General features: G+C 70.6%; 16 protein-coding genes. 12 read left to right on the top strand and 4 right to left on the bottom strand.

Annotated features, from left to right (window positions below):
- Nucleotides 1–6: 6 nt before the first annotated feature.
- Nucleotides 7–918, bottom strand: a complete 912-nt coding sequence (locus ACIBK4_RS08370; protein ID WP_398993357.1) for a carbohydrate kinase — start codon at nucleotides 916–918, stop codon at nucleotides 7–9.
- Nucleotides 915–1,964 carry a LacI family DNA-binding transcriptional regulator gene (locus tag ACIBK4_RS08365; protein ID WP_398993355.1) on the bottom strand — a complete coding sequence of 350 codons (1,050 nt, stop codon included), beginning with the start codon at nucleotides 1,962–1,964 and terminating at the stop codon, nucleotides 915–917. Before ACIBK4_RS08365 ends, ACIBK4_RS08370 begins: the two co-directional genes overlap by 4 nt.
- A gap of 273 nt (nucleotides 1,965–2,237) precedes the next feature.
- Between ACIBK4_RS08365 and ACIBK4_RS08360 the strand changes: the two genes are divergently transcribed.
- On the top strand, nucleotides 2,238–2,660 hold the full coding sequence (locus ACIBK4_RS08360) for a Rieske 2Fe-2S domain-containing protein (protein WP_398993353.1): 423 nt from the start codon (nucleotides 2,238–2,240) through the stop codon (nucleotides 2,658–2,660).
- A 27-nt stretch (nucleotides 2,661–2,687) separates the two neighbouring features.
- On the opposite strand, the gene ACIBK4_RS08355 is transcribed toward ACIBK4_RS08360, so the two are convergent.
- Together ACIBK4_RS08355 and ACIBK4_RS08350 are read right to left on the bottom strand one after the other, a co-directional pair.
- Nucleotides 2,688–3,635 carry a hypothetical protein gene (locus ACIBK4_RS08355; RefSeq protein ID WP_398993351.1) on the bottom strand — a complete coding sequence of 316 codons (948 nt, stop codon included), beginning with the start codon at nucleotides 3,633–3,635 and terminating at the stop codon, nucleotides 2,688–2,690.
- 214 nt (nucleotides 3,636–3,849) lie between these two features.
- On the bottom strand, nucleotides 3,850–4,221 hold the full coding sequence (locus tag ACIBK4_RS08350; protein ID WP_398993349.1) for a response regulator: 372 nt from the start codon (nucleotides 4,219–4,221) through the stop codon (nucleotides 3,850–3,852).
- Nucleotides 4,222–4,395: 174 nt separating this feature from the next.
- Between ACIBK4_RS08350 and ACIBK4_RS08345 the strand changes: the two genes are divergently transcribed.
- The 11 genes from ACIBK4_RS08345 to tpiA all read left to right on the top strand — a co-directional run bounded on the left by ACIBK4_RS08345 (nucleotide 4,396) and on the right by tpiA (nucleotide 21,835).
- On the top strand, nucleotides 4,396–5,793 hold the full coding sequence (locus tag ACIBK4_RS08345; RefSeq protein ID WP_398993347.1) for an extracellular solute-binding protein: 1,398 nt from the start codon (nucleotides 4,396–4,398) through the stop codon (nucleotides 5,791–5,793).
- A 429-nt stretch (nucleotides 5,794–6,222) separates the two neighbouring features.
- Nucleotides 6,223–8,853, top strand: coding sequence for a nitrate- and nitrite sensing domain-containing protein (locus tag ACIBK4_RS08340; RefSeq protein ID WP_398994376.1), 2,631 nt, complete (start codon nucleotides 6,223–6,225; stop codon nucleotides 8,851–8,853).
- A gap of 473 nt (nucleotides 8,854–9,326) precedes the next feature.
- Nucleotides 9,327–9,998, top strand: a complete 672-nt coding sequence (locus ACIBK4_RS08335) for a response regulator (protein WP_398993345.1) — start codon at nucleotides 9,327–9,329, stop codon at nucleotides 9,996–9,998.
- Nucleotides 9,999–10,108: 110 nt separating this feature from the next.
- A complete protein-coding gene (uvrC, locus tag ACIBK4_RS08330; protein WP_398993342.1) occupies nucleotides 10,109–12,160 on the top strand; it encodes an excinuclease ABC subunit UvrC in 2,052 nt (683 codons plus the stop codon).
- Nucleotides 12,157–13,161: an RNase adapter RapZ gene (rapZ, locus tag ACIBK4_RS08325; RefSeq protein WP_398993340.1), complete on the top strand. Its 1,005-nt coding sequence runs from the start codon at nucleotides 12,157–12,159 to the stop codon at nucleotides 13,159–13,161. Before uvrC ends, rapZ begins: the two co-directional genes overlap by 4 nt.
- Nucleotides 13,158–14,225, top strand: a complete 1,068-nt coding sequence (yvcK, locus tag ACIBK4_RS08320) for a uridine diphosphate-N-acetylglucosamine-binding protein YvcK (protein WP_026150944.1) — start codon at nucleotides 13,158–13,160, stop codon at nucleotides 14,223–14,225. The genes rapZ and yvcK overlap by 4 nt, the downstream gene beginning before the upstream one ends.
- A complete protein-coding gene (gene whiA, locus ACIBK4_RS08315) occupies nucleotides 14,216–15,205 on the top strand; it encodes a DNA-binding protein WhiA (RefSeq protein WP_019067568.1) in 990 nt (329 codons plus the stop codon). The genes yvcK and whiA overlap by 10 nt, the downstream gene beginning before the upstream one ends.
- Nucleotides 15,206–15,535: 330 nt before the next feature.
- Nucleotides 15,536–18,493: a M14 family zinc carboxypeptidase gene (locus ACIBK4_RS08310; protein ID WP_398993337.1), complete on the top strand. Its 2,958-nt coding sequence runs from the start codon at nucleotides 15,536–15,538 to the stop codon at nucleotides 18,491–18,493.
- Nucleotides 18,494–18,682: 189 nt separating this feature from the next.
- The gene (gene gap / locus ACIBK4_RS08305; RefSeq protein ID WP_033283115.1) at nucleotides 18,683–19,693 is read left to right on the top strand and encodes a type I glyceraldehyde-3-phosphate dehydrogenase; all 1,011 of its coding nucleotides are present in this window, start codon (nucleotides 18,683–18,685) and stop codon (nucleotides 19,691–19,693) included.
- Between the two features lie 148 nt (nucleotides 19,694–19,841).
- The gene (locus tag ACIBK4_RS08300) at nucleotides 19,842–21,053 is read left to right on the top strand and encodes a phosphoglycerate kinase (protein WP_398993335.1); all 1,212 of its coding nucleotides are present in this window, start codon (nucleotides 19,842–19,844) and stop codon (nucleotides 21,051–21,053) included.
- Nucleotides 21,054–21,058: 5 nt separating this feature from the next.
- On the top strand, nucleotides 21,059–21,835 hold the full coding sequence (gene tpiA / locus ACIBK4_RS08295) for a triose-phosphate isomerase (protein WP_398993333.1): 777 nt from the start codon (nucleotides 21,059–21,061) through the stop codon (nucleotides 21,833–21,835).
- Nucleotides 21,836–21,865: the final 30 nt, after the last annotated feature.

The following is a 21,865-nucleotide window of genomic DNA, read 5'->3' as shown; positions in this document are numbered from 1 at the left end:
CAGCCTCTACAGACCGCCCAGTTCAGAGGCGTACGGCGGTTCCGCCCCCGCCCGTGAGCACGTGATCGCCGCCGCCCGCGCCGCGAACTTCAGCAGCTGGGTCCAGCCGTCGCGGCCCAGGACGGCCATCCCTTCCGCCGACAGCGCGTTCCGGGTGGAGAGGTTGTGCAGCAGCGCCGCGTTGACGGTGTCGCCCGCGCCGATCGTGTCCACGACGTCGACCTTCTCGCCCGGCACCGGGTACACCGTGCCGTCCTGGGTGAACGCCGCGAGCCCGTCGCCGCCCTGGGTGATCACGACGGCCGAGGGACCGGCGTCCAGCCACTCGCGCGGGGTGCCGCCCAGCCACAGCGCGTCCTCCTCGGACAGCTTGAGGAGCGAGACGTACGGCAGCCAGCTCTTGAAGCGCGCCCGGTACGCGTCCGGGTCGGGGATCAGGCCCGCCCGGATGTTCGGGTCGAGCAGCGTGAACACGCCCTGGCCGAACGCGGTCCGCAGCAGTTCCTCGTAGGCGGTCGCGCCCGGCTCCAGGACCAGCGAGCAGGTGCCGAAGGACACCGCCTCCGTCTCGGCGGGCAGCGCCGCCGGCACCGTGAAGAGCCGGTCGGCGGTGCCGTCGACGTAGAAGGAGTACGTGGCCGAGCCGTGCGCGTCGAGCGTGGCGACCGCGAGGGTGGTCGGCTCCGGGCCGCGCTGTACGTCCAGGACGTCCACGTCGGCCTTCCGCAGTCCGGCGAGGAGGGCCTCGCCGAACGCGTCGTCGGAGACGCGTGAGCAGAAGGCGGTGGGGGAGCCGAGGCGGCCGAGCGCGATGGCGGTGTTGTACGGGCCGCCGCCGAGCGCCGGCTTCAGGGCGGCGAGGGCTGCCGTGCCCTGCGGCACCAGGTCGATCAGGGCCTCACCGGCTACGACGATCACGAGATGTTTCCCTTCTGGGACTGTTCGGACGGGGTGGGGCAGCCGCAGGACGTGCGGTGGACGAAGGTGCAGGGCAGACGTACGACACGGGCGGGCCGGTCCGGCGCGGTCAGTCGGTCCAGCAGGAGCCGTACGGCCTCGGCGCCGATCTCCTTGCTGGGCTGGGCGATCGCGGTGAGCCGGGGCTCGAACAGGTCCGCCCAGGCGAAGTCGTCGAAGCAGCACAGCGCGAGGTCGCCGGGGACCGACAGACCGCGCTCGCGCAGGGCCCGCAGGGCCCCGATGGTCATCGCGTTGTTGGCGGTGACCAGGGCCGTGGGCGGGGCCGCGAGGGACAGCAGCTTCTCGGTGGCCCGCTCGGCGGCGGCCGACTCGGAGTCGCCGTACGTCAACAGCCGCTCGTCGTACGGGAGTCCGGCGGCGGCGAGACCGTGCCGGTACCCGGCGATCCGCTCGCCGGTGGTGCTGAGCCCGGGCAGGCCCGCGACGAGGCCGATCCGGCGGTGGCCGAGCCCGGCGAGGTGTGTGACGAGATGGGTCATCGGTTCGATGTTCTCGGCGCACACCTGGTCGACGGGCGGCGCGTCGGCCGAGGGTGCTTCCACCACCCGGTCGAGGAACACCGTCGGTACGGAGTGCCGGCCGAGGTAGGCGATCAGCGCGTCCGGGGCCGCCGAGGGGGCGACGATCATGCCGTCCACCCGGCGCTCGTGCAGGAGTTGGACGACCGTGCGCTCGTGCTCCGGGTCGTCGTGCGGATCGGCGATGAGCAGGCTGTAGCCCTGTTCCAGGGCGCCGGCCTCGACGCCCTGGAGGATCTCCGTGAAGTACGGGTTGCTGATCGCCGACACCGCGAGGCCGATGGAACGGGTGCGGGACGTGACCAGGGAGCGGGCGAGGGTGTTGGGCGTGTAGCCCAGCTCCTCGATCGCGGCCAGCACGGCCTCCCGGGTACTGGGCAGCACCGGCCGGGTGTCGTTCAGGACGTGCGAGACGGTCGCGACGGACACACCGGCGCTCCGAGCGACGTCGACCATGGTGGCCATTGCGGATCCCCCTCCCCGAGGTGCGGCTGGCCGTGAACTGCGGCGGGCCTTCCGGTCGGGAACGTATCCCATCCGCCGCCCGACGTAAACGCTTGCGCAAACGTTTACGTACCGTGAGTGCCCGTCCGGTGAACCCACCTCAAAGCGGTCGGAACGCCACGGGTATCGTCGCCGTGCACCGACCGCTGGGCAGTCGCGCACCGGCCGCCGCGCAGGTGCGCACCGCGCCTTGAACAGCCAGAACGCCCCGAACGACAACAGCTGGAGACCCCCATGCCCGGCCGCCCCGCCCCGAGCCGTCGTACCGTCCTGCGCGGCGCGGCCCTCACGCCCGTCGCCGGGCTCGGACTCACCGCCTGCTCGGGCGGTGGCTCAGGGGCCGCCGCGACCCCGACCGCGCCCGTGGAGCTCGGCGCGGAGAGCGAGGTCGCCAAGGGGAGCGCCAAGCTGTACCGCGATCAGAATGTGGTCGTCAGCCGGGCCGCGAACGGCACCCTCAAGGCGTACAGCACGATCTGCACGCACGCGCAGTGCCCCATCAACAAGCTGGACGGCACGACGCTCGTCTGCCCGTGCCACGGCAGCGAGTTCGACGCGATGACCGGCAAGGTCGTGCAGGCGCCGGCCACCGAGCCCTTGCAGGAGCTGAAGGTGACGGCCGAGAACGGGAAGATCGTCGCGGGGCCGGCTGCCTGATCCTCGGGGCGTCCGCGCCCCGGCGGCTCACTCCCAGTCCCAGCCGATCCCCACGATCCCCGACCGCATCCTCGGCTCGACGAGGTGCACCGAGTGGTGTCCTCCGGCCAGGCGCAGTTCCTGGCGGCCGCTGCGCGGGGCCGCCGCCGAGTGCTGGGTGAAGCGGTGGCAGCGCACCGGGAGCGCGTTCTCGTCGAAGCGCACCTGGAGCGCGTACTGGCCGCCCGCGATACCGAAGTCACGGACGTACTCGCGGGAGACGCCGGCGGTGCCGTCCTCGACGCCGTAGCGGAAGAGGAACGTATCTCCCGAGCGCAAGCGGGTGCCGAAGAGGAGCTCGGCGACCAGGATGCCGGTCTCGTGGTGGCGGTGGACGCGGCCGGTGCGGCAGTTCTCCAGGGCGTGCACGGTCATGCGGTCCGGGGCGCAGCCGGGGTCTCCGTAGTGGACGGCTATGAAGCGGTCGATGCCGTCCCGGTGGGCGCGGACGATGTGGTGGGACTCGCGGCCGGCCAGCTCGCGGTGCGGCCCGACGCGCACGCGCTCGTGCAGCCCGAGGGAGTGCAGGCCGGTGTCGAGCGAGGACTCCAGTTCGGCCAGAAGCTGCTCCAGGACGCCGGAGGCCTCCACGAAGGAGCGGTACGAGCGGGCCGCCGGGCGCTGCGCGACGGAGCGTTCCTCGGCCTCGGCGAGCAGCCGGATCAGTGATTCCTCCGGGAGTTGGAGGATCTCCTCCAGCGCTCGTACGGCGCGCAGCGACTCGGGGCGCTGCGGGCGGCGGGCGCCCTGCTGCCAGTAACTCAGGCTGGTGACGCCGACCTTGACCCCGTAGCGCGTCAGATGGTGCTGGACGCGCTGCAGGGGCAGTCCCCGGGCGGCGATGGCCGCGCGCAGCGCGACGTGGAAGGGGCCGCCGCGCAGGGCCGAGTCCAGTTCCGCGGTGGCGACGTCCGCCTGCTGTGTGGCGTGCGGCATGCAGGGGCCCTTTCTGTGAATGTTCACAACGGCTGGTCAGGCCGTTCACGCGAGTTGCTTTCGGGGCCCCCGTCGGCGCCGGAGGAAAGTCTTCACATCCGTACGACGTCGTTCACGCCCCGAGTTCCCCCGCATTGAAGCGTGTTGACCAAGTCCCGACAACACCTGTCGCCCATCGGGCATATGTGACCTGGCCGAGTCGTGGTGGGTGTTCTCACGGTGGTGCGGGCGACCCGGTGTCGCCCAGCACGTCCCTGATCGCCCGTGCGGACAGGGCGGACTTGTGGAGGAAGCCGTGCGCGGGGCTGGCGGCGATGAGTTCCTGGAAGTCCTCCGGGGAGTGGGTCGAGATGAGGATCACCGCCGGTACGTTGCCCACGAGTTGGTGTGCGACCTCGAAGCCGTTCTCGCCGTCGAGGTCGAGGTCGACCAGGACGACGTCGGGGGCCGACTCCCGGGCCTGGGAGAGGGCATCCGCGCCCGTCGAGGCGATGCCGACGACTTCCACGCCGCCGCGTTCCAGCAGGGCGCGAGCGGCCTCCAGGAACCGGGCGCTGTCATCGACGAGGAGACAGCGCAGCGACATGTCCTCAGCTTGCCAACCGGTGGTCGGTCGCGCCTTCCAGCTAGCCGGAAAGTGCTGAAGTCCTGTGCCACAAACGAACGTTCTCGTGCACGCAGGGCGATGCGGATACGACGGGCGGTAGCATGACCGCGCCCTGGGGGAGACCGTGTCGTCCGGTCGAGTGGGGGGTGTGCCATGAACGGAACGAGCGCCACGCGCGCGTGGACCGGCAGCCGCGGGATCCGCCGGGTCCGCGCCACCCTGGTCCCCTGGGTGGCGTGCGCGGCCCTGCTGCTGGCCGCGTGCGACGGCGGCGGGAGCGGCGCCAAGGGGGCGAGCGCGACCCCGAAGGACACCACCTGCGACGGGAAGATCCACGGCACCGCGCACATCACGGTCTGGTACCACGCGGGCCCGAGCGGCGAGTTCACCACCCTGCAGAACCAGGTGAAGGACTTCAACAGGCAGCAGAAACAGGTGCGGGTCGAGCTGGTCACCCTCCCGGAGGACCGTGCCTACACCGCCCTGGTGCTGTCGGCGGCGGCCAGCGGCGACCTCCCCGACCTCCTGGACTTCGACGGGCCGAACCTCTACAGCTACGCCTGGTCGGGCAAGCTCCGGCCGATCGACTCCTGTGTGCCCGCGAGCGTCCGCGCCGACCTGTTGCCGACGATCCGTCAACAGGGCACCTACGCGGGCAGGTTGTGGGGCATCGGCACCTTCGACTCGGGCATGGGCCTGTATGTGCGCAAGTCCGTCATGAAGAAGGCCGGGATCCGCCTCCCGACCGGCCCCAAGGACGCCTGGACCGCCACCGAGATGACCGGCATCCTGGGCAAGCTCCGCAAGCAGGGCTACAAGGCGCCGCTCGACCTGCGGCTCGTCTACTCCCAGCCGGGCGAGGAATGGAACACGTACGGCTTCGCGCCCGCCGTGTGGTCCGCGGGCGGCGACCTCGTCGAACCCGGGAACTACCGCACCGCCGACGGCTATGTGAACGGCCCCGGTTCGGTCGAGGCGCTCACCGACATGCAGAACTGGGCCAAGGCGGGGCTCATCGACATGGTCAAGGACGACAAGGCGTTCGTCAGCGGCCGCAGCGCGATCTCCTGGTGCGGGCACTGGACCTATCCGGAATTCAACAAGGCATTCCCCGGGGACGTCGCGATCGTCCCGCTGCCCGACTTCGGCCAGGGCACCGTCACCGGCATGGGCTCGTTCCAGTGGGGCGTCCCGGCGGGCAACGCCGACGGTGACGCCGTCTGGCGCTTCCTGTCCTTCCTGCTGCGGCCCGCCCAGGTGCACCGGATGACCGTGGCCAACGGCGCGATCCCGGCCACCGAGAGCGCGATCAAGCTCTCGCCGCAGTACGCGCCCGGCGGCCCCGAGCACCTCTTCATCGAGCAGCTCCGGGACGGAGTGGCCCGCCCCAGGCCGCAGACGCCCGCCTATCCGGCGATCACCGACGCCTTCTCCCGGGCCTTCGCGAAGATCATCTTCAACCGGGCGCCGGTCAAGGCCACCCTCGACGAAGCCGCCACGAAGATCGACAAGGACCTCGCGGCACACGACGGCTATCCGCCGAACACGTAGCGAAAGCGGGCACTGCACGCGTGTGCCCGACACGTGGCGAAAGCGGGTGCCACGCGCGTGTGCCCGACGCATAGCGATAGCGGGTGTCACGCGCGCGTGACCGATTTCGAGGGAGCCCTCCTCCCCAAGGCCCTGACGATCATGGCCTGTTGGGGGCAGGCTGGGCACGTGACCCACCATCATCGACACTCCCCGCCACCGGGCCGCTGAGAGCCCGCCGTGCGTCGCCCCCTGTCCCCGGGCCCGCTCCGTAGGGTTCTCGCAGGGCTCCGCCCCGAGCCCGACCTCGCCACGCCCACCGCGCTCCCGGAGCTGCGCAGCCCGCGCTCCGACCACCCCGCCCCGCACGGCCCCCGCCGACGGCGCCCGCGGCCCGGCACCGCCCCTCGCGTCCCGTTCCTCGCCCGGCTGCGCGTCGGGCGCAAGCTGATGCTCCTGGTGCTGCTCCCGGTGACTGGCATGCTGGCGTTCACCGTGTTCGGCGCCTTCACCCAGTGGCACGAAGCGCAGAGGATGCGGGACTTCCGTACGGCGACCGGGCTGTCGTTCCGGACCACCGCGCTGACCGATGCCATCGCCAGGGAACGCATCGCCGCCGTGAAGGCCAGGCTGCGTCCCGGCCCGGCGACCCTGAAGGAACGCACCGGCGCGCAGCACGCCACCGACCAGGCCCTGAACGCCGCCCTCCTGGGCGCCGCCGGCCGGTCCGGACCGCCCGATGTACCGGGCCGGTTGGACGCCCGGAGCCGCCAACTGCACGCCCTACGGCTCCAGTTGGGGACCGGCTCCCTCACCGCGCCCCAACTCGCCGCCCAGTACGACACGATCGAGGACGACCTCCTGGAGCTGGCCGCCACCCTGGAGTCAGGCCGCCCCACCCGCACCTCCGGGCAGGCGGCCGACGCCCACATCGCGCTCCTGAACGCCATCGAGGCCGCCGAACGCGAACGCACCGAACTGGCCGTGCTGTTCGACACCCCCGATGCCCCGCACGCCACCGCCACGGACCGCTGGTCGGCCCTGGAGAAGGCCCTCCTGGACGACTTCGGCCAGACCGCGCCCGCCGGCCTCAAGGGCAGGCTCTACGTCGCGCTCCTCCAACACCCCGGCCTCGTCGTCCGCACGACCCGCGAGACCCTCGCCGACCCGCACGCCGACAAGAACGCCTGGCCCACGTACGCCGGTTGGCTGACCGCGTCGACCCAGCGCATCGAGGCCCTGCGCGTCATCCAGCACCAGGCCGCCGCCGAACTGGGCCGCGACGCCGCAAGCGATCTCGACACCGCACGCACGCGTGAGGCACGCGACCTCAGCGTGTCGCTGGCCGTCCTGTTCGCTGTCACCTTCCTCGCCCTGACCCTGCGCCGGTCGATCACCCGCCCCCTCAGCGAGGTCTCCGCGGGCGCCCGGGCGCTCTCCGAGGGCGACCTGTCGTACGACATCCGGTACGCGGGCCGGGACGAACTCGGCGCCGTGGCCGACACGTTCAGGGAACTGCGGGTCACCACCGAACGGCTCGCCGGCGAGATCCACACCATGAACACGGCGATCGACGACAACCGGCTCGGCCACCGCGCGGACGTCGCCGCGTTCGAGGGGACCTGGGCACAGCTGCTCGGCGGCATGAACGGCACCATGGCGTCCTTCGCCGCCGCGCACGGGCGGCGCGACAAGGCCGAGCAGGAACTGGCGAGCATCTTCCACCTCTCCCTCGACCTGCTGTGCATCGCGGGACTCGACGGCTACTTCAAGCGCGTGAACCCCGCCTTCGAGCGGACCCTCGGCCACTCCGCCGACGTACTCCTGGGCAGACCCTGGCTGGAGCTCGTGCACCCGGAGGACCGCGCACGCACGCGTGCCGTCCTCGACCGGCTGGCCAGCGGCGTCGAACTGGCCGAGTTCGAGAACCGCTTCGTCCGGGCCGACGGCACCGAACGCTGGCTCCAGTGGAGCGCCCGCCCGGTCACCCGGGACGGCCTGATCTACGCCGCAGCACGCGACGTCACCGAGAGCCGCCGCGCCGCCCGCGAACAGACCGCGCTGCGCCGGGTCGCCACCCTCGTCGCACGCGGGGTGCCACCGCACGAGGTGTTCTCCGAAGTCGCCGACCAGGTGGGCAGGGTCCTGAGCAGCGGCTCCGCCGCGGTCCTGCGCTACGGCGCCGACGGAGCCGCCACCGTCCTCGGTTCCGCCCGAGGGCCCGCCGCCGAGGCCGAGACCGCCGCCGCTGCCGAGGTCGCGCGCACCGCCCGCCCCGCGCGCGTGGGCCGCTCGGTGGGCGTCCCGATCGTCGTCGACGACAGGCTGTGGGGTGCCGTCGTCGCGGCTGCCGCAGGACCCGAGCCGCTGCCCCCGGGCACCGAGTCCCGGCTCGCCGACTTCACGGAACTCGTCGCCACCGCCCTTGCCAACGCCGACAGCCGCGACCAGCTCACCGCGTCACGCGCGCGCGTGGTGGCCGCCGGCGACGCCTCCAGGCGCCGTATCGAACGCGATCTGCACGACGGCGTCCAACAGCGGCTCGTCTCGCTCCAACTCGACCTGAGAATGGCCCAGTCGATGCTGGACGAGCAGCCGGAGGAACTCGCCGAGCAGCTGGACCACATCGCCAAGGGCCTGGACGACACCTTCGGCGACCTGTTGCAGGTCGCGCGCGGCATCCACCCCGCGATCCTCTCCAAGGGCGGCCTGGGCCCGGCCCTGCGCGCGCTGGCCCGCCGCTCCGCCGTCCCCGTGGAACTCGATCTGCGGCTGCCCGCCGGCCGCCTCCCGGAGCGGATCGAGGTCGCCGTCTACTACGTGACCTCCGAGTGCCTCACCAACGCCGTCAAGCACGCGCGCGCGAGCTTCGTGGCGGTGTCCGCGCGGGTCGAGGACGACGTCCTGGAGGTGACGATCGCCGACGACGGAGTGGGCGGCGCCGACCTCGGGCACGGCTCCGGGCTCATCGGACTCGTCGACCGCGTCGAGGCGATCGGCGGCAAGCTGCACGTCGTCAGCCCACCGGGGGAGGGCACAACTCTCGTCGTACGACTGCCACTTCCCCGCACGGAGGGGTGACCGCCCGAGGCGTACGCGACGGAGGTCCAGGTCGGGGGGAGCCTTGGACTCGGTGACGTCGCGTACGCGTCGGGCGGTCTTCTCGGACGGAGAGGCAGCCGTCCGGCTCTAGGGGTGCCGCGAGGTCCTCGCACGCAGCTGCTTGGCGCGGACCACGTCGGGGTCCCGCGGGTCGAGGAGGTCCTTCAGGGACCGTGTGTCGTCCTCGTACGGGCGGACACGGACCGACCGCCGTCGTCTGTCTGCCCGTGTCCGCCGCATCTCCCGCAGCCCTTCCGACCGTCCTGCCCGGGGCCGTCACCTCGCCCGAGGCGACCGGTCCGCCCGCGTTCGCACTCCTACGAGAATCGCCCGGACGCGGCGCCCTGTCTTCACTGTCACCCCCCAATTCCCTTACCGGCTAGCCGTACCCGACCCGGTCCGGCAGGCTGTGCGTGGCGCACGGCACTGGTCGGGCAAGGGGAGCCGGGACGATGGACGCATCGCAGCAGACCGCGAAGGGACGGGTCGTCCTCGCCGACGACGACGTCCTGCTCAGGGAGGGTCTCGCGAGCCTGTGCGAACGCCTGGGCTACGAGGTCACGGGCCAGGCAGGCGACGCGGTACGGCTCCTGGAACTGGTCGACACCGAGCGGCCCGACCTCGCGATCGTCGACATCAGGATGCCGCCCGACCACTCCACCGAGGGACTCAAGGCGGCCCGCACGATCCGGGAGCGCCACCCCGACACCGGCATCCTCGTGCTGTCCGCGTTCGTCGAGGTCGAGGAGGCCCTGGAGCTGCTGGCCGGCGGACACAAGGTCGGATATCTCCTCAAGAGCCGGATCACGGTCGTCGACGACTTCATCGAGGCCCTCGACCGCATCCACAAGGGCGGCTCGGTCGTCGACCCCTCCCTGGTGCACGAACTCTTCTCGGCGCAGCGCCGCGACGACCCGCTGTCCTTCCTCAGCACCCGCGAGCGCGAGGTCCTGGCGCTGATGGCGGAGGGCCGCTCCAACGCCGGCATCGGCCGCCGGCTGTGGGTCACCGAGGGCACCGTCGAGAAGCACGTCCGCAGCATCCTGGGCAAACTCCGCCTTCCGGAAGCCTCCGACGACCACCGCCGTGTCCTGGCGGTTCTCACGTTTCTGGAGTCCCGGTAAGAGTTCCGGCAGGACATCCGACAATCCTTCCGTCAGGAGTTCCGCCGGGCGTGTCCGGCGTTGTCCACAGCCCCGCCGCGCTGTCACCCCGCGCCAGTAGGGTGTGAAACATGGCCGATCCCTCCAGCTACCGCCCCAGGCCGGGAGAGATCCCGGACTCGCCCGGGGTCTACAAGTTCCGCGACGAGCACCGCCGGGTGATCTACGTCGGAAAGGCGAAGAGCCTGCGCCAGCGCCTGGCGAACTACTTCCAGGACCTGGCCGGACTCCACCCGCGCACGCGCACGATGGTCACCACGGCCGCGTCGGTGGAGTGGACGGTGGTGTCCACGGAGGTCGAGGCACTCCAGCTGGAGTACTCCTGGATCAAGGAGTACGACCCCCGGTTCAACGTCAAGTACCGCGACGACAAGAGCTACCCGTACCTCGCGGTGACGATGAACGAGGAGTACCCGCGCGTGCAGGTGATGCGCGGTCACAAGAAGAAGGGCGTCCGCTACTTCGGGCCGTACGGACACGCCTGGGCGATCCGCGACACCGTGGACCTCCTGCTGCGCGTGTTCCCCGTCCGCACCTGCTCGGCCGGCGTCTTCAAGAACGCCGCGCGCACCGGCCGCCCCTGCCTGCTCGGCTACATCGGCAAGTGCTCCGCCCCCTGCGTCGGCCGCGTCTCCGAGGAGGAGCACCGCGAACTGGCCGAGGAGTTCAGCGACTTCATGGCCGGCCGCACGGGCACGTACATCCGCCGTCTGGAGAAGCAGATGACGGACGCGGCCGAGGAGATGGAGTACGAGCGGGCCGCCCGCCTGCGCGACGACATCGACGCCCTCAAGAAGGCCATGGAGAAGAGCGCCGTCGTCCTCGCCGACGCCACCGACGCCGACCTGATCGCCGTCGCCGAGGACGAGCTGGAGGCGGCCGTCCAGATCTTCCACGTCCGCGGCGGACGCGTGCGCGGCCAGCGCGGCTGGGTCACCGACAAGGTCGAGGACGTCACCACCGCGGCCCTCGTCGAACACGCCCTCCAGCAGCTCTACGGCGAGGAGACCGGGGACTCCGTCCCCAAGGAGGTCCTCGTCCCGGCCCTGCCCGACCCGGTGGAGCCCGTCCAGCAGTGGCTCACCGACCGGCGCGGGGCGAACGTGTCGCTGCGCATCCCGCAGCGCGGCGACAAGAAGTCCCTCATGGAGACCGTCGCGCGCAACGCCCAGCAGTCGCTGATCCTCCACAAGACCAAGCGCGCCTCCGACCTCACCACCCGCTCCCGCGCCCTGGAGGAGATCGCCGAGGCCCTCGACCTGGACAGCGCCCCGCTCAGGATCGAGTGCTACGACATCTCGCACCTCCAGGGCGACGACGTCGTGGCGTCGATGGTCGTCTTCGAGGACGGGCTGGCGCGCAAGAGCGAGTACCGCCGCTTCCAGATCAAGGGCTTCGAGGGCCAGGACGACGTCCGCTCCATGCACGAGGTGATCACCCGCCGCTTCCGGCGCTATCTCGCCGAGAAGGAGAAGACGGGGGAGTGGGCGGACGGTGACGAGCTGAGGGACCTCAAGGACGAGGAGGGCCGCCCCAAGCGGTTCGCCTATCCGCCGCAGCTCGTCGTGGTCGACGGCGGGCAGCCGCAGGTCGCCGCCGCCAAGAAGGCCCTGGACGAGCTGGGCATCGACGACATCGCCGTGTGCGGCCTCGCCAAGCGCCTGGAGGAGGTCTGGCTCCCGGACGACGACGACCCGGTGGTCCTGCCCCGCACCAGCGAGGGCCTTTACCTCCTCCAGCGCGTCCGCGACGAGGCCCACCGTTTCGCGATCACCTATCAGCGCGCCAAGCGGGCCAAGCGGTTCCGGTCGAGCCCCCTGGACGACGTGCCCGGCCTCGGCGAGACCCGCAAACAGGCGCTGATCAAGCACTTCGGTTCGGTGAAGAAGCTGCGATCCGCGACAATCGACCAGATCTGCGAGGTTCCGGGCATAGGTCGCAAGACCGCCGAGACCATCGCGGTCGCCCTCGCCCAGGCGGCCCCGGCCGCACCCGCCGTGAACACGGCGACTGGAGAGATCATGGAAGACACGGAAGACGGGACACCCGGGACCACGGCGGGTGCCCCAGGGGAGCCCGTACCCGCGGGAGCCCCGGACGAGCGACGGGGGCAGGAGACATGACCGAACAAGAGAAGCAGCCCACAGCGGACCGAGATCGGACGCACAAGGAAACCGGCGACGATCGGGCTCCGCAACAAGAGGTCCAGGACGACGGAGCACAGGTGAGTACGGACAGCACGACCCCCGGGGTGCCCGAAGCGGCCATCCCCGAGCTGGTGATCATCTCCGGCATGTCCGGAGCCGGACGGTCCACCGCCGCCAAGTGCCTGGAGGACCTCGGCTGGTTCGTCGTCGACAACCTCCCGCCCGCCCTGATCCCCACCATGGTGGAGCTCGGCGCCCGCTCCCAGGGCAACGTGGCACGCATCGCGGTCGTCGTCGACGTCCGCGGCCGGCGCTTCTTCGACAACCTCCGCGAGTCCCTCGCCGACCTGGAGTCGAAGCACGTCACCCGGCGGATCGTCTTCCTGGAGTCCTCCGACGAGGCCCTGGTGCGCCGCTTCGAGTCGGTGCGCCGCCCCCACCCCCTCCAGGGCGACGGCCGCATCGTCGACGGCATCGACGCCGAACGCGAACTCCTGCGCGAACTGCGCGGCGACGCCGACCTCGTCATCGACACCTCCAGCCTCAACGTCCACGAACTGCGCGCCAAGATGGACGCCCAGTTCGCCGGCGAGGAGGAGCCCGAACTCCGGGCCACCGTCATGTCCTTCGGCTTCAAGTACGGCCTCCCGGTCGACGCCGACCTCGTCGCCGACATGCGCTTCCTGCCCAACCCGCACTGGATCCCGGAGCTGCGCCCCTTCAACGGCCTCAACGAAGAGGTCTCGGCGTACGTCTTCAACCAGCCCGGCGCCAAGGAGTTCCTCGACCGGTACGCCGAGCTCCTGCGGCTCATCGCGGCCGGCTACCGGCGCGAGGGCAAGCGGTACGTGACGATCGCGATCGGCTGCACCGGCGGCAAGCACCGCTCGGTCGCCACCGCGGAGAAGCTCGCCGCGCGCCTCGCGGCCGAGGGCGTGGAGACGGTGGTCGTACACCGGGACATGGGACGGGAATGACAGGACGTAGCCCACGGCTGGGCAGGCTGCGCCGCGTGGTGCCCGAAGGGCGGACGACCCGGCCCGTGGAGGCCCGCGGCGGCAAGCCGCGCCGGCGCGGCACCCAGCCCAAGGTGGTCGCCCTCGGCGGCGGCATGGGCCTGTCCGCCTCGCTCACCGCACTGCGCCGCATCACCGGCGACCTCACCGCCGTCGTCACCGTGGCCGACGACGGCGGCTCCAGCGGACGCCTGCGCGACGAACTCGGCGTACTGCCCCCCGGCGACCTCCGCAAGGCCCTCGCCGCGCTGTGCGGCGACGACGACTGGGGCCAGACCTGGGCCCGCGTCATCCAGCACCGCTTCCAGTCCAAGGGCGACCTGCACGAGCACGCGGTCGGCAATCTGCTGATCGTCGCCCTGTGGGAGCAGCTCGGCGACCACGTCCAGGCCCTCGACCTGGTCGGCAAGCTGCTCGGCGCGCACGGGCGCGTGCTGCCCATGTCCGCCGTACCGCTGGAGCTCCAGGCCCTGGTCAAGGGGCACGATCCGGCGCGGCCCGACGACGTCGACACCGTGCGGGGGCAGGCGACCGTGGCGCTCACGCCCGGCGAGGTGATGTCCGTGCACGTCGTACCGCACGACCCGCCCGCCGTGCCCGAGGCCGTCGCCGCCGTGCTCGACGCGGACTGGGTGGTGCTCGGCCCGGGGTCCTGGTTCTCGTCGGTGATCCCGCACCTGCTGGTGCCGGAACTGCTCGACGCGCTCACCGAGACGAAGGCGCGCCGGGTACTCTCCCTGAACCTCGCGCCGCAGCCCGGAGAAACCGATGGCTTCTCCCCGCAGCGTCATTTGGAGGTTTTGGGACGACACGCCCCTAAACTCGCCCTGGACGTGGTGCTGGCCGACGAGGCCGCCGTGCCCGATCGCGCGTCGCTCACCGAAGCCGCCAAGCGGCTGGACGCCGCGGTCGAGCTGGCGCCGGTGGCCCGGACCGACGGAACTCCAAGGCACGACCCGGAGCTGTTGGCCGCCGCGTACGACCGTATTTTTCGGATGCATGGAAGGATCGGCCCATGGCGATGACGGCAGCGGTGAAGGATGAGATCTCCCGGCTCCCCGTCACCCGGACCTGCTGCAGGAAGGCGGAGGTCTCCGCCATTCTGCGGTTCGCCGGAGGCCTCCACCTGGTGAGCGGGCGCATCGTGATCGAGGCGGAGCTGGACACCGCGATGGCGGCGCGCCGGCTCAAGCGGGACATCCTGGAGATCTTCGGCCACAGCTCCGAACTGATCGTGATGGCGCCCGGCGGCCTCCGCCGCGGCTCCCGTTACGTCGTCCGGGTGGTCGCGGGCGGCGATCAGCTGGCGAGGCAGACAGGCCTCGTGGACGGCCGCGGACGCCCCATCCGGGGTCTGCCGCCGCAGGTGGTCTCCGGGGCGACCTGTGACGCCGAGGCGGCCTGGAGAGGCGCGTTCCTGGCGCACGGCTCGCTGACCGAGCCCGGCCGGTCCTCCTCCCTGGAGGTGACCTGCCCGGGGCCCGAGGCCGCGCTCGCGCTGGTCGGCGCCGCCCGCCGGCTGTCGATCGCGGCGAAGGCCCGTGAGGTGCGCGGCGTGGACCGCGTGGTCGTCCGTGACGGCGACGCGATCGGCGCCCTGCTCACCCGGCTCGGCGCGCACGAGTCGGTGCTGGCCTGGGAGGAGCGCCGGATGCGCCGCGAGGTGCGCGCCACGGCGAACCGCCTCGCCAACTTCGACGACGCCAACCTGCGCCGCTCGGCCCGCGCGGCCGTCGCCGCCGGCGCCCGTGTCCAGCGCGCGCTGGAGATCCTCGCCGACGAGGTCCCCGAGCACCTCGCGGCAGCGGGCCGCCTGCGCATGGACCACAAGCAGGCCTCCCTGGAGGAGCTGGGCGCGCTCGCCGACCCGCCGCTCACCAAGGACGCGGTCGCCGGCCGTATCCGCCGCCTGCTGGCGATGGCCGACAAGCGCGCCCAGGACCTCGGCATCCCGGGCACGGAGTCCAGCATCACCGAGGAGATGGCCGACAACATGGTCGGCTGACGATCACTCGACGCGGGTCGGCCGATGATCCGTCAATACGCCGGTGCCGACGCCCACTTGGGGCGTCGGCACCGGCGTATTGCTGTCCTGGGTCTCCTCGATCGGCCGCTGACGACCCGTCAGCACCGCCCGGCCCGGCCGAAACGCAAGGCTGCATGGGTCCCGCAGAGCAACGGCTGGCGGCTCCCGTCTCCCCGGCACGGTCCGCCACGTTCCCGAAAGACCCCACCCGGCCATTTGTGTGTCCTTGAAGCGCCCTTGACTCGATCATGAAGTGTCATGAGCCTGGCAACTGTTCGCCGCTGCGGCGAACGATTGCTAGGGGGGTTCATGAGACACAGAGCGAGATCGATCCTCGCTGTCGGCGCGCTCCTGATCGCAGGGGCGAGCGTCGCACCGATCGCCCAGGCACAGGGCGGGAGTCCGACGAAGGCCGACCCCGCCGAGGTCAAGGTCTTCCACGCCGACGTCACCCAGAAGCAGATACCCCTGCTCCTGAAGGCCGGGCAGGACGCCCACGAACTCGGCGACAACCAGTTCTCCGCGTCCGGCAAGACCGCCGTGGAGGTCTACCTCACCGACCAGCAGGCCCAGAAGCTGGAGAAGCAGGGCGTCGACCTCACCGAACACACCCTGTCGGCCAAGGCCGAGACGCGCGTCGAGGACGCGGCGCAGGGCGTGTTCCGCCCGTACAGCGGAAGCGGCGGGCTCGAAGAGGAGATCGTCAAGACCGGCCAGGCCAACCCCGGTCTCACCAAGGTCGAGTCCATCGGCAAGACGATCGACGGCCAGGACATCCTCGCGCTCAAACTGACCAAGGGCGCGAAGACGACCAAGGACGGCTCCAAGCCCTCGGTGCTGTACATGTCCAACCAGCACGCGCGCGAGTGGATCACGCCGGAAATGACCCGCCGGCTGATGCACTACTACCTGGACAACTACAAGACCGACAAGCGCATCAAGAAGATCGTCGACTCCACGGAACTGTGGTTCGTGCTCTCCGCCAACCCGGACGGCTACGACTACACCTTCCAGAACTCCGACACCCGCCTGTGGCGCAAGAACCTGCGGGACGTCAACGGCGACGGCACCATCTCCACCGGCGACGGCGTCGACCTCAACCGCAACTTCGCCTACAAGTGGGGCTACGACGACGAGGGTTCGTCCCCGAACCCCACGAGTGAGACCTACCGCGGCACGGCTCCGGCCTCCGAACCGGAGACCCAGGCACTCGACTCCTTCGAGAAGCGGATCGGCTTCACCTACGGCATCAACTACCACTCCGCCGCCGAACTCCTCCTCTACGGAGTCGGCTGGCAGGTCGCGACCCCGACCCCGGACGACGTCCTCTACAAGGCGCTCGCCGGCACCCCGGACAACCCGGCGATCCCCGGCTACCGCTCACAGGTCTCCTCGGAGCTGTACACGACCAACGGCGAGGCGGACGGCCACGCGTCGAACGTCAACAGCATGTCGATGTTCACCCCGGAGATGTCGACCTGCCAGACCGCGTCGAACATCGACCCGAACGACGCCTGGAACGCGGCCGACTGCCAGTCCGTCTTCAACTTCCCCGACGACGAGAAGCTGATCCAGGACGAGTTCGAGAAGAACATCCCCTTCGCGCTCTCCGTCGCCGAGACCGCCGTCCACCCCGACCAGCCCACGTCGTCGGTCGGCCTCAGCGCCGCCGACTTCACCCCGGCCACCTTCCCGACGTCGTACTCGCGCGGCGCCGACCAGGAGGTCTCCGTCGTCGTACGGAAGTCCGTGCGCGACAAGGAGCTCAAGTACCGCGTCAACGGCGGCCGTACGGAGGACATGGCACTCAAGTCCTGGAAGGGCGGCCAGACCTACGGCGGGGACGACAACCTGTACTTCGACGAGTACCGGGCCAAGGTCAAGGACGGCGACCCGGGCGACAAGGTCGAGGTCTGGTTCACCGGCGAGACCAAGGCCGGGAAGCCCACCTCCAGCGCGCACTTCACCTACACGGTGGCCAACAGGCCCGCGGCCGACACCCTCGTGGTCGCCGAGGAAGGTGCCGCCGCCACCCAGGCGCAGACCTACGTCGACGCCCTGAAGGCGGACGGACGCAAGGCGGTCGTCTGGGACGTCGCCACCCAGGGCGCGCCCGACGCGCTCGGCGTGCTCGACCACTTCAAGACGGTCGTCCACTACTCGGGCGCGGCGGGACCGGGCAACGACACCCAGCTCCAGCTGCGCGCCTTCCTCAACGAGGGCGGCAAGCTGATCGAGGCCGGCGAACAGGCCGGCGGCTCCGTCGACCTCGGCGACGGCACCCCCTCGAACGACTTCAGCCAGTACTACTTGGGCGCCTATTCGCGTACGTCGACCCCCGGGGCCACCGGTTTCACCGGCTCCGGAAAGCTCGCCGGCTTCACCGGGCCGCTCAGCGGCGCGCCCGGCAACCCGCTGGACCGGGCCGGCACCTACAGCGTCACCTCCGACTCGCTGTCGCCCACCACGTACCCGCAGTTCGCGAGCGCGGGCGCGGGCCAGTTCGCCGGGACCGTCAACCCGTACGGCCCGTACGCGGGCTCCTACATGGCGGCCGCCGTCCACACCGACGACTCCTACAAGCGCCTCACCCGCACCATCGACCTCACCGGCGTGAGCGCGGCCGACAAGCCCACGCTGCGCAGCGAGCTGCTGTGGGACACCGAGCCCGGCTACGACCACGCCGTGGTCGAGATCCACACCACCGGAGCCGACGACTGGACCACGCTCCCGGACCTCGGCGGCGCCAGCAGCACCGCGCTTCCGTCCGAGTGCGCGGCCGGCTTCCTGGTCGCCGAACACCCGTGGCTCAAGCACTACTTGACCGTCGCCACCAGCGGCTGCACCGCGACCGGCACCTCCGGCTCGTGGAACAGCTTCACCGGCGCCTCCAACGGCTGGCAGCAGGTCGGCTTCGACCTGAGCGCCTACGCCGGCAAGTCCGTGGAGGTCTCGCTCAGTTACATCACCGACCCGAACACCGGTGGTCACGGCGTCCTCGCCGACGACACCTCGCTCGTCGTCGGCGGCACGGCGACCCAGACCGAGGGCTTCGAGACCTCGCTGGGCGCCTGGAGCGTGCCGGGCCCGCCCGCCGGCAGCCCCGCGGTCCTGAACGACTGGGCCCGCACCGGAGCCCTGTTCCAGACGTACGGCGCGATCACCACCGACCGCACCGTGCTGCTCGGCTTCGGCCTGGAACAGGTGACCTCGGCGACCGACCGTGCGGCCCTGCTCAAGAAGGCGCTGACGGCTCTGACCAGCTGACCCTGTGTGACGATGTCATGAACATCAAGGGCGGTCCGTACCCCTACTGGCGGGTACGGACCGCCCTGCCGTGTATGGGGCATCTCGATGTCACCACGGAGGCCTCAGGGAGGTAGGGTCGTAGGCGGTCGGGGACATCCCATACAACTCGCCGGCACTGAGCCGGCGTACCAACGAGGAGATCGGTTCGTGACGATCCGCGTAGGCATCAACGGCTTTGGCCGCATCGGTCGTAACTACTTCCGCGCGCTGCTGAAGCAGGGTGCTGACATCGAGATCGTGGCTGTCAACGACCTGGGTGACACCGCGACCACCGCTCACCTGCTCAAGTACGACACCATCCTGGGCCGCCTCCAGGCCGAGGTGTCGCACACCGCCGACACGATCACCGTCGACGGGCACACGATCAAGGTGCTGTCCGAGCGCAACCCCGCCGACATCCCGTGGGGCGAGCTGGGCGTCGACATCGTCATCGAGTCGACCGGCATCTTCACGAAGAAGGCCGACGCCGAGAAGCACATCGCCGGCGGCGCCAAGAAGGTCCTCATCTCGGCTCCGGCCAAGGACGAGGACATCACGATCGTGATGGGCGTCAACCAGGACAAGTACGACGCGGCCAACCACCACGTCATCTCGAACGCCTCCTGCACCACCAACTGTGTGGCGCCGATGGCCAAGGTTCTCGACGAGAACTTCGGCATCGTCAAGGGCCTGATGACGACGGTCCACGCGTACACGAACGACCAGCGCATCCTGGACTTCCCGCACTCGGACCTGCGCCGCGCGCGTGCCGCCGCCGAGAACATCATCCCGACCACGACCGGTGCCGCCAAGGCGACCGCCCTGGTCCTCCCGCAGCTCAAGGGCAAGCTGGACGGCATCGCGATGCGCGTCCCGGTCCCGACCGGTTCGGCCACCGACCTGGTCGTGACGCTGCAGCGCGAGGTCACCAAGGACGAGGTCAACGCCGCGTTCAAGAAGGCCGCCGACGACGGCGACCTCAAGGGCTACCTGTCCTACACCGAGGACCCGATCGTCTCCTCCGACATCGTCGGCGACCAGGCCTCCTGCACCTTCGACTCCCTCCTGACCATGGTTCAGGAAGGCAACACGGTGAAGATCCTCGGCTGGTACGACAACGAGTGGGGCTACTCCAACCGCCTCGTCGACCTCACGGTCTTCGTCGGCGGCCAGCTCTAACTCCCAGAGCAGGCAACTCGATGTGAGTCAGGGCTCGGGCAGCGCACGCCGCGCTGTCCGAGCCCTTGCTACGTAGTGTCCGAACCTTCGCTACGTAGTGATCGATCAGCCCTCTCGGATCTGAAGAGCCCTCCCTAGGAGTCCCTTTATGAAGACGATCGACGAACTTCTCGCCGAAGGCGTGGACGGCAAGCGGGTCTTCGTCCGCGCCGACCTCAACGTCCCGCTGGCCGACGGCCTCATCAGCGACGACGGCCGCATTCGCGCCGTGCTGCCCACCGTCAAGGCCCTCGTCGAGGCGGGCGCCAAGGTGATCGTGGCCTCGCACCTGGGCCGCCCCAAGGGCGCCCCGGACCCGGCCTTCTCCCTCCTCCAGCCGGCCGAGCGCCTCGCCGAACTCCTCGGCGCGCCGGTCGCGTTCGCCCAGGACACCGTCGGCCCCGCCGCCCACGACGCGGTGCGCGGCTTGGAGCCCGGCCAGGTCGCGGTCATCGAGAACCTGCGCTTCAACGCGGGCGAGACCTCCAAGGACGACACCGAGCGCGGCGAGTTCGCCGACCAGCTCGCCGCCCTGGCGGATGTCTACGTAGGGGACGGTTTCGGTGCCGTGCACCGCAAGCACGCCTCCGTGTACGACCTTCCGGCCCGCCTGCCGCACTACGCCGGCTACCTCATCGCCACCGAGGTCGGCGTCCTGAAGAAGCTCACCGAGGACGTCAAGCGGCCCTACGTGGTCGCCCTCGGCGGCTCCAAGGTCTCCGACAAGCTCGCCGTCATCGACCAGCTGCTCGGCAAGGCCGACCGCATCCTCATCGGCGGCGGCATGGCCTTCACCTTCCTCAAGGCCCAGGGCTACGAGATCGGCGCCTCCCTGGTACAGGACGACCAGATTCCCGCCGTCACCGAGTACGTCGAGCGCGCCGCGAAGAACGGCGTCGAGCTGGTCGTCCCGGTCGACGTCGTGACCTCGTCCGCGTTCCCGGACCTGAAGACGAAGGCCCCGTCCAACCCCACCACCGTCGCCGCGGACGCCATCCCCGCCGACCAGATGGGCCTCGACATCGGTCCCGAGACCGGTGCCCTGTACGCCTCGAAGCTCGCCGACGCGGCCACCATCTTCTGGAACGGTCCGATGGGCGTCTTCGAGCACCCCGACTACGCCGAGGGCACCAAGGCGGTCGCCCAGGCCCTTCTCGACTCCCCGGCCTTCACGGTCGTCGGCGGTGGCGACTCCGCCGCGGCCGTCCGGATCCTGGGCTTCGACGAGACCGCATTCGGCCACATCTCGACCGGCGGCGGCGCCTCCCTCGAATACCTAGAGGGCAAGACGCTCCCCGGCCTCGCCGCACTGGAGGACTGACCTACATGAGCACGCGCACGCCGATCATGGCGGGCAACTGGAAGATGAACCTCAACCACCTCGAGGCCATCGCCCACGTCCAGAAGCTCGCCTTCGCCCTCGCGGACAAGGACTACGAGGCCGTCGAGGTCGCCGTCCTGCCGCCCTTCACCGACCTGCGCTCCGTGCAGACCCTGGTCGACGGCGACAAGCTCAAGATCAAGTACGGCGCCCAGGACATCTCGGCGCACGACTCCGGCGCCTACACCGGCGAGATCTCCGGTGCGATGCTGGCCAAGCTCAAGTGCACCTACGTGGCGATCGGCCACTCCGAGCGCCGCCAGTACCACGCCGAGACCGACGAGGTCGTCAACGCCAAGGTGAAGGCCGCCCACAAGCACGGCCTGACCCCGATCCTCTGCGTCGGCGAGGAGCTGGACGTCCGCGAGGCGGGCAACCACGTTGCCCACACCCTCTCCCAGGTCGAGGGCGGCCTCAAGGACGTCCCGGCCGAGCAGGCCGAGTCGATCGTCATCGCCTACGAGCCCGTCTGGGCCATCGGCACCGGCAAGGTCTGCGGCGCCGGCGACGCCCAGGAGGTCTGCCAGGCCATCCGCGGCAAGCTCGCCGAGCTGTACACCCAGGAGCTGGCCGACCAGGTCCGCATCCAGTACGGCGGCTCCGTCAAGTCCGGCAACGTCGCCGAGATCATGGCCCAGCCCGACGTCGACGGCGCCCTGGTCGGCGGTGCCTCCCTGGACGCCGACGAGTTCGTCAAGATCGTGCGCTTCCGCGACCAGTGAGTCCGGCCGCGTGTAGGCGGTAGCGACGAT

The sequence above is a fragment of the Streptomyces sp. NPDC050528 genome (assembly GCF_044457795.1).
Taxonomy (GTDB): Bacteria; Actinomycetota; Actinomycetes; order Streptomycetales; family Streptomycetaceae; genus Streptomyces.
The sequence above is the reverse complement of the archived record's forward strand: the minus strand, read 5'-3'. Positions and strand labels throughout refer to the sequence as shown.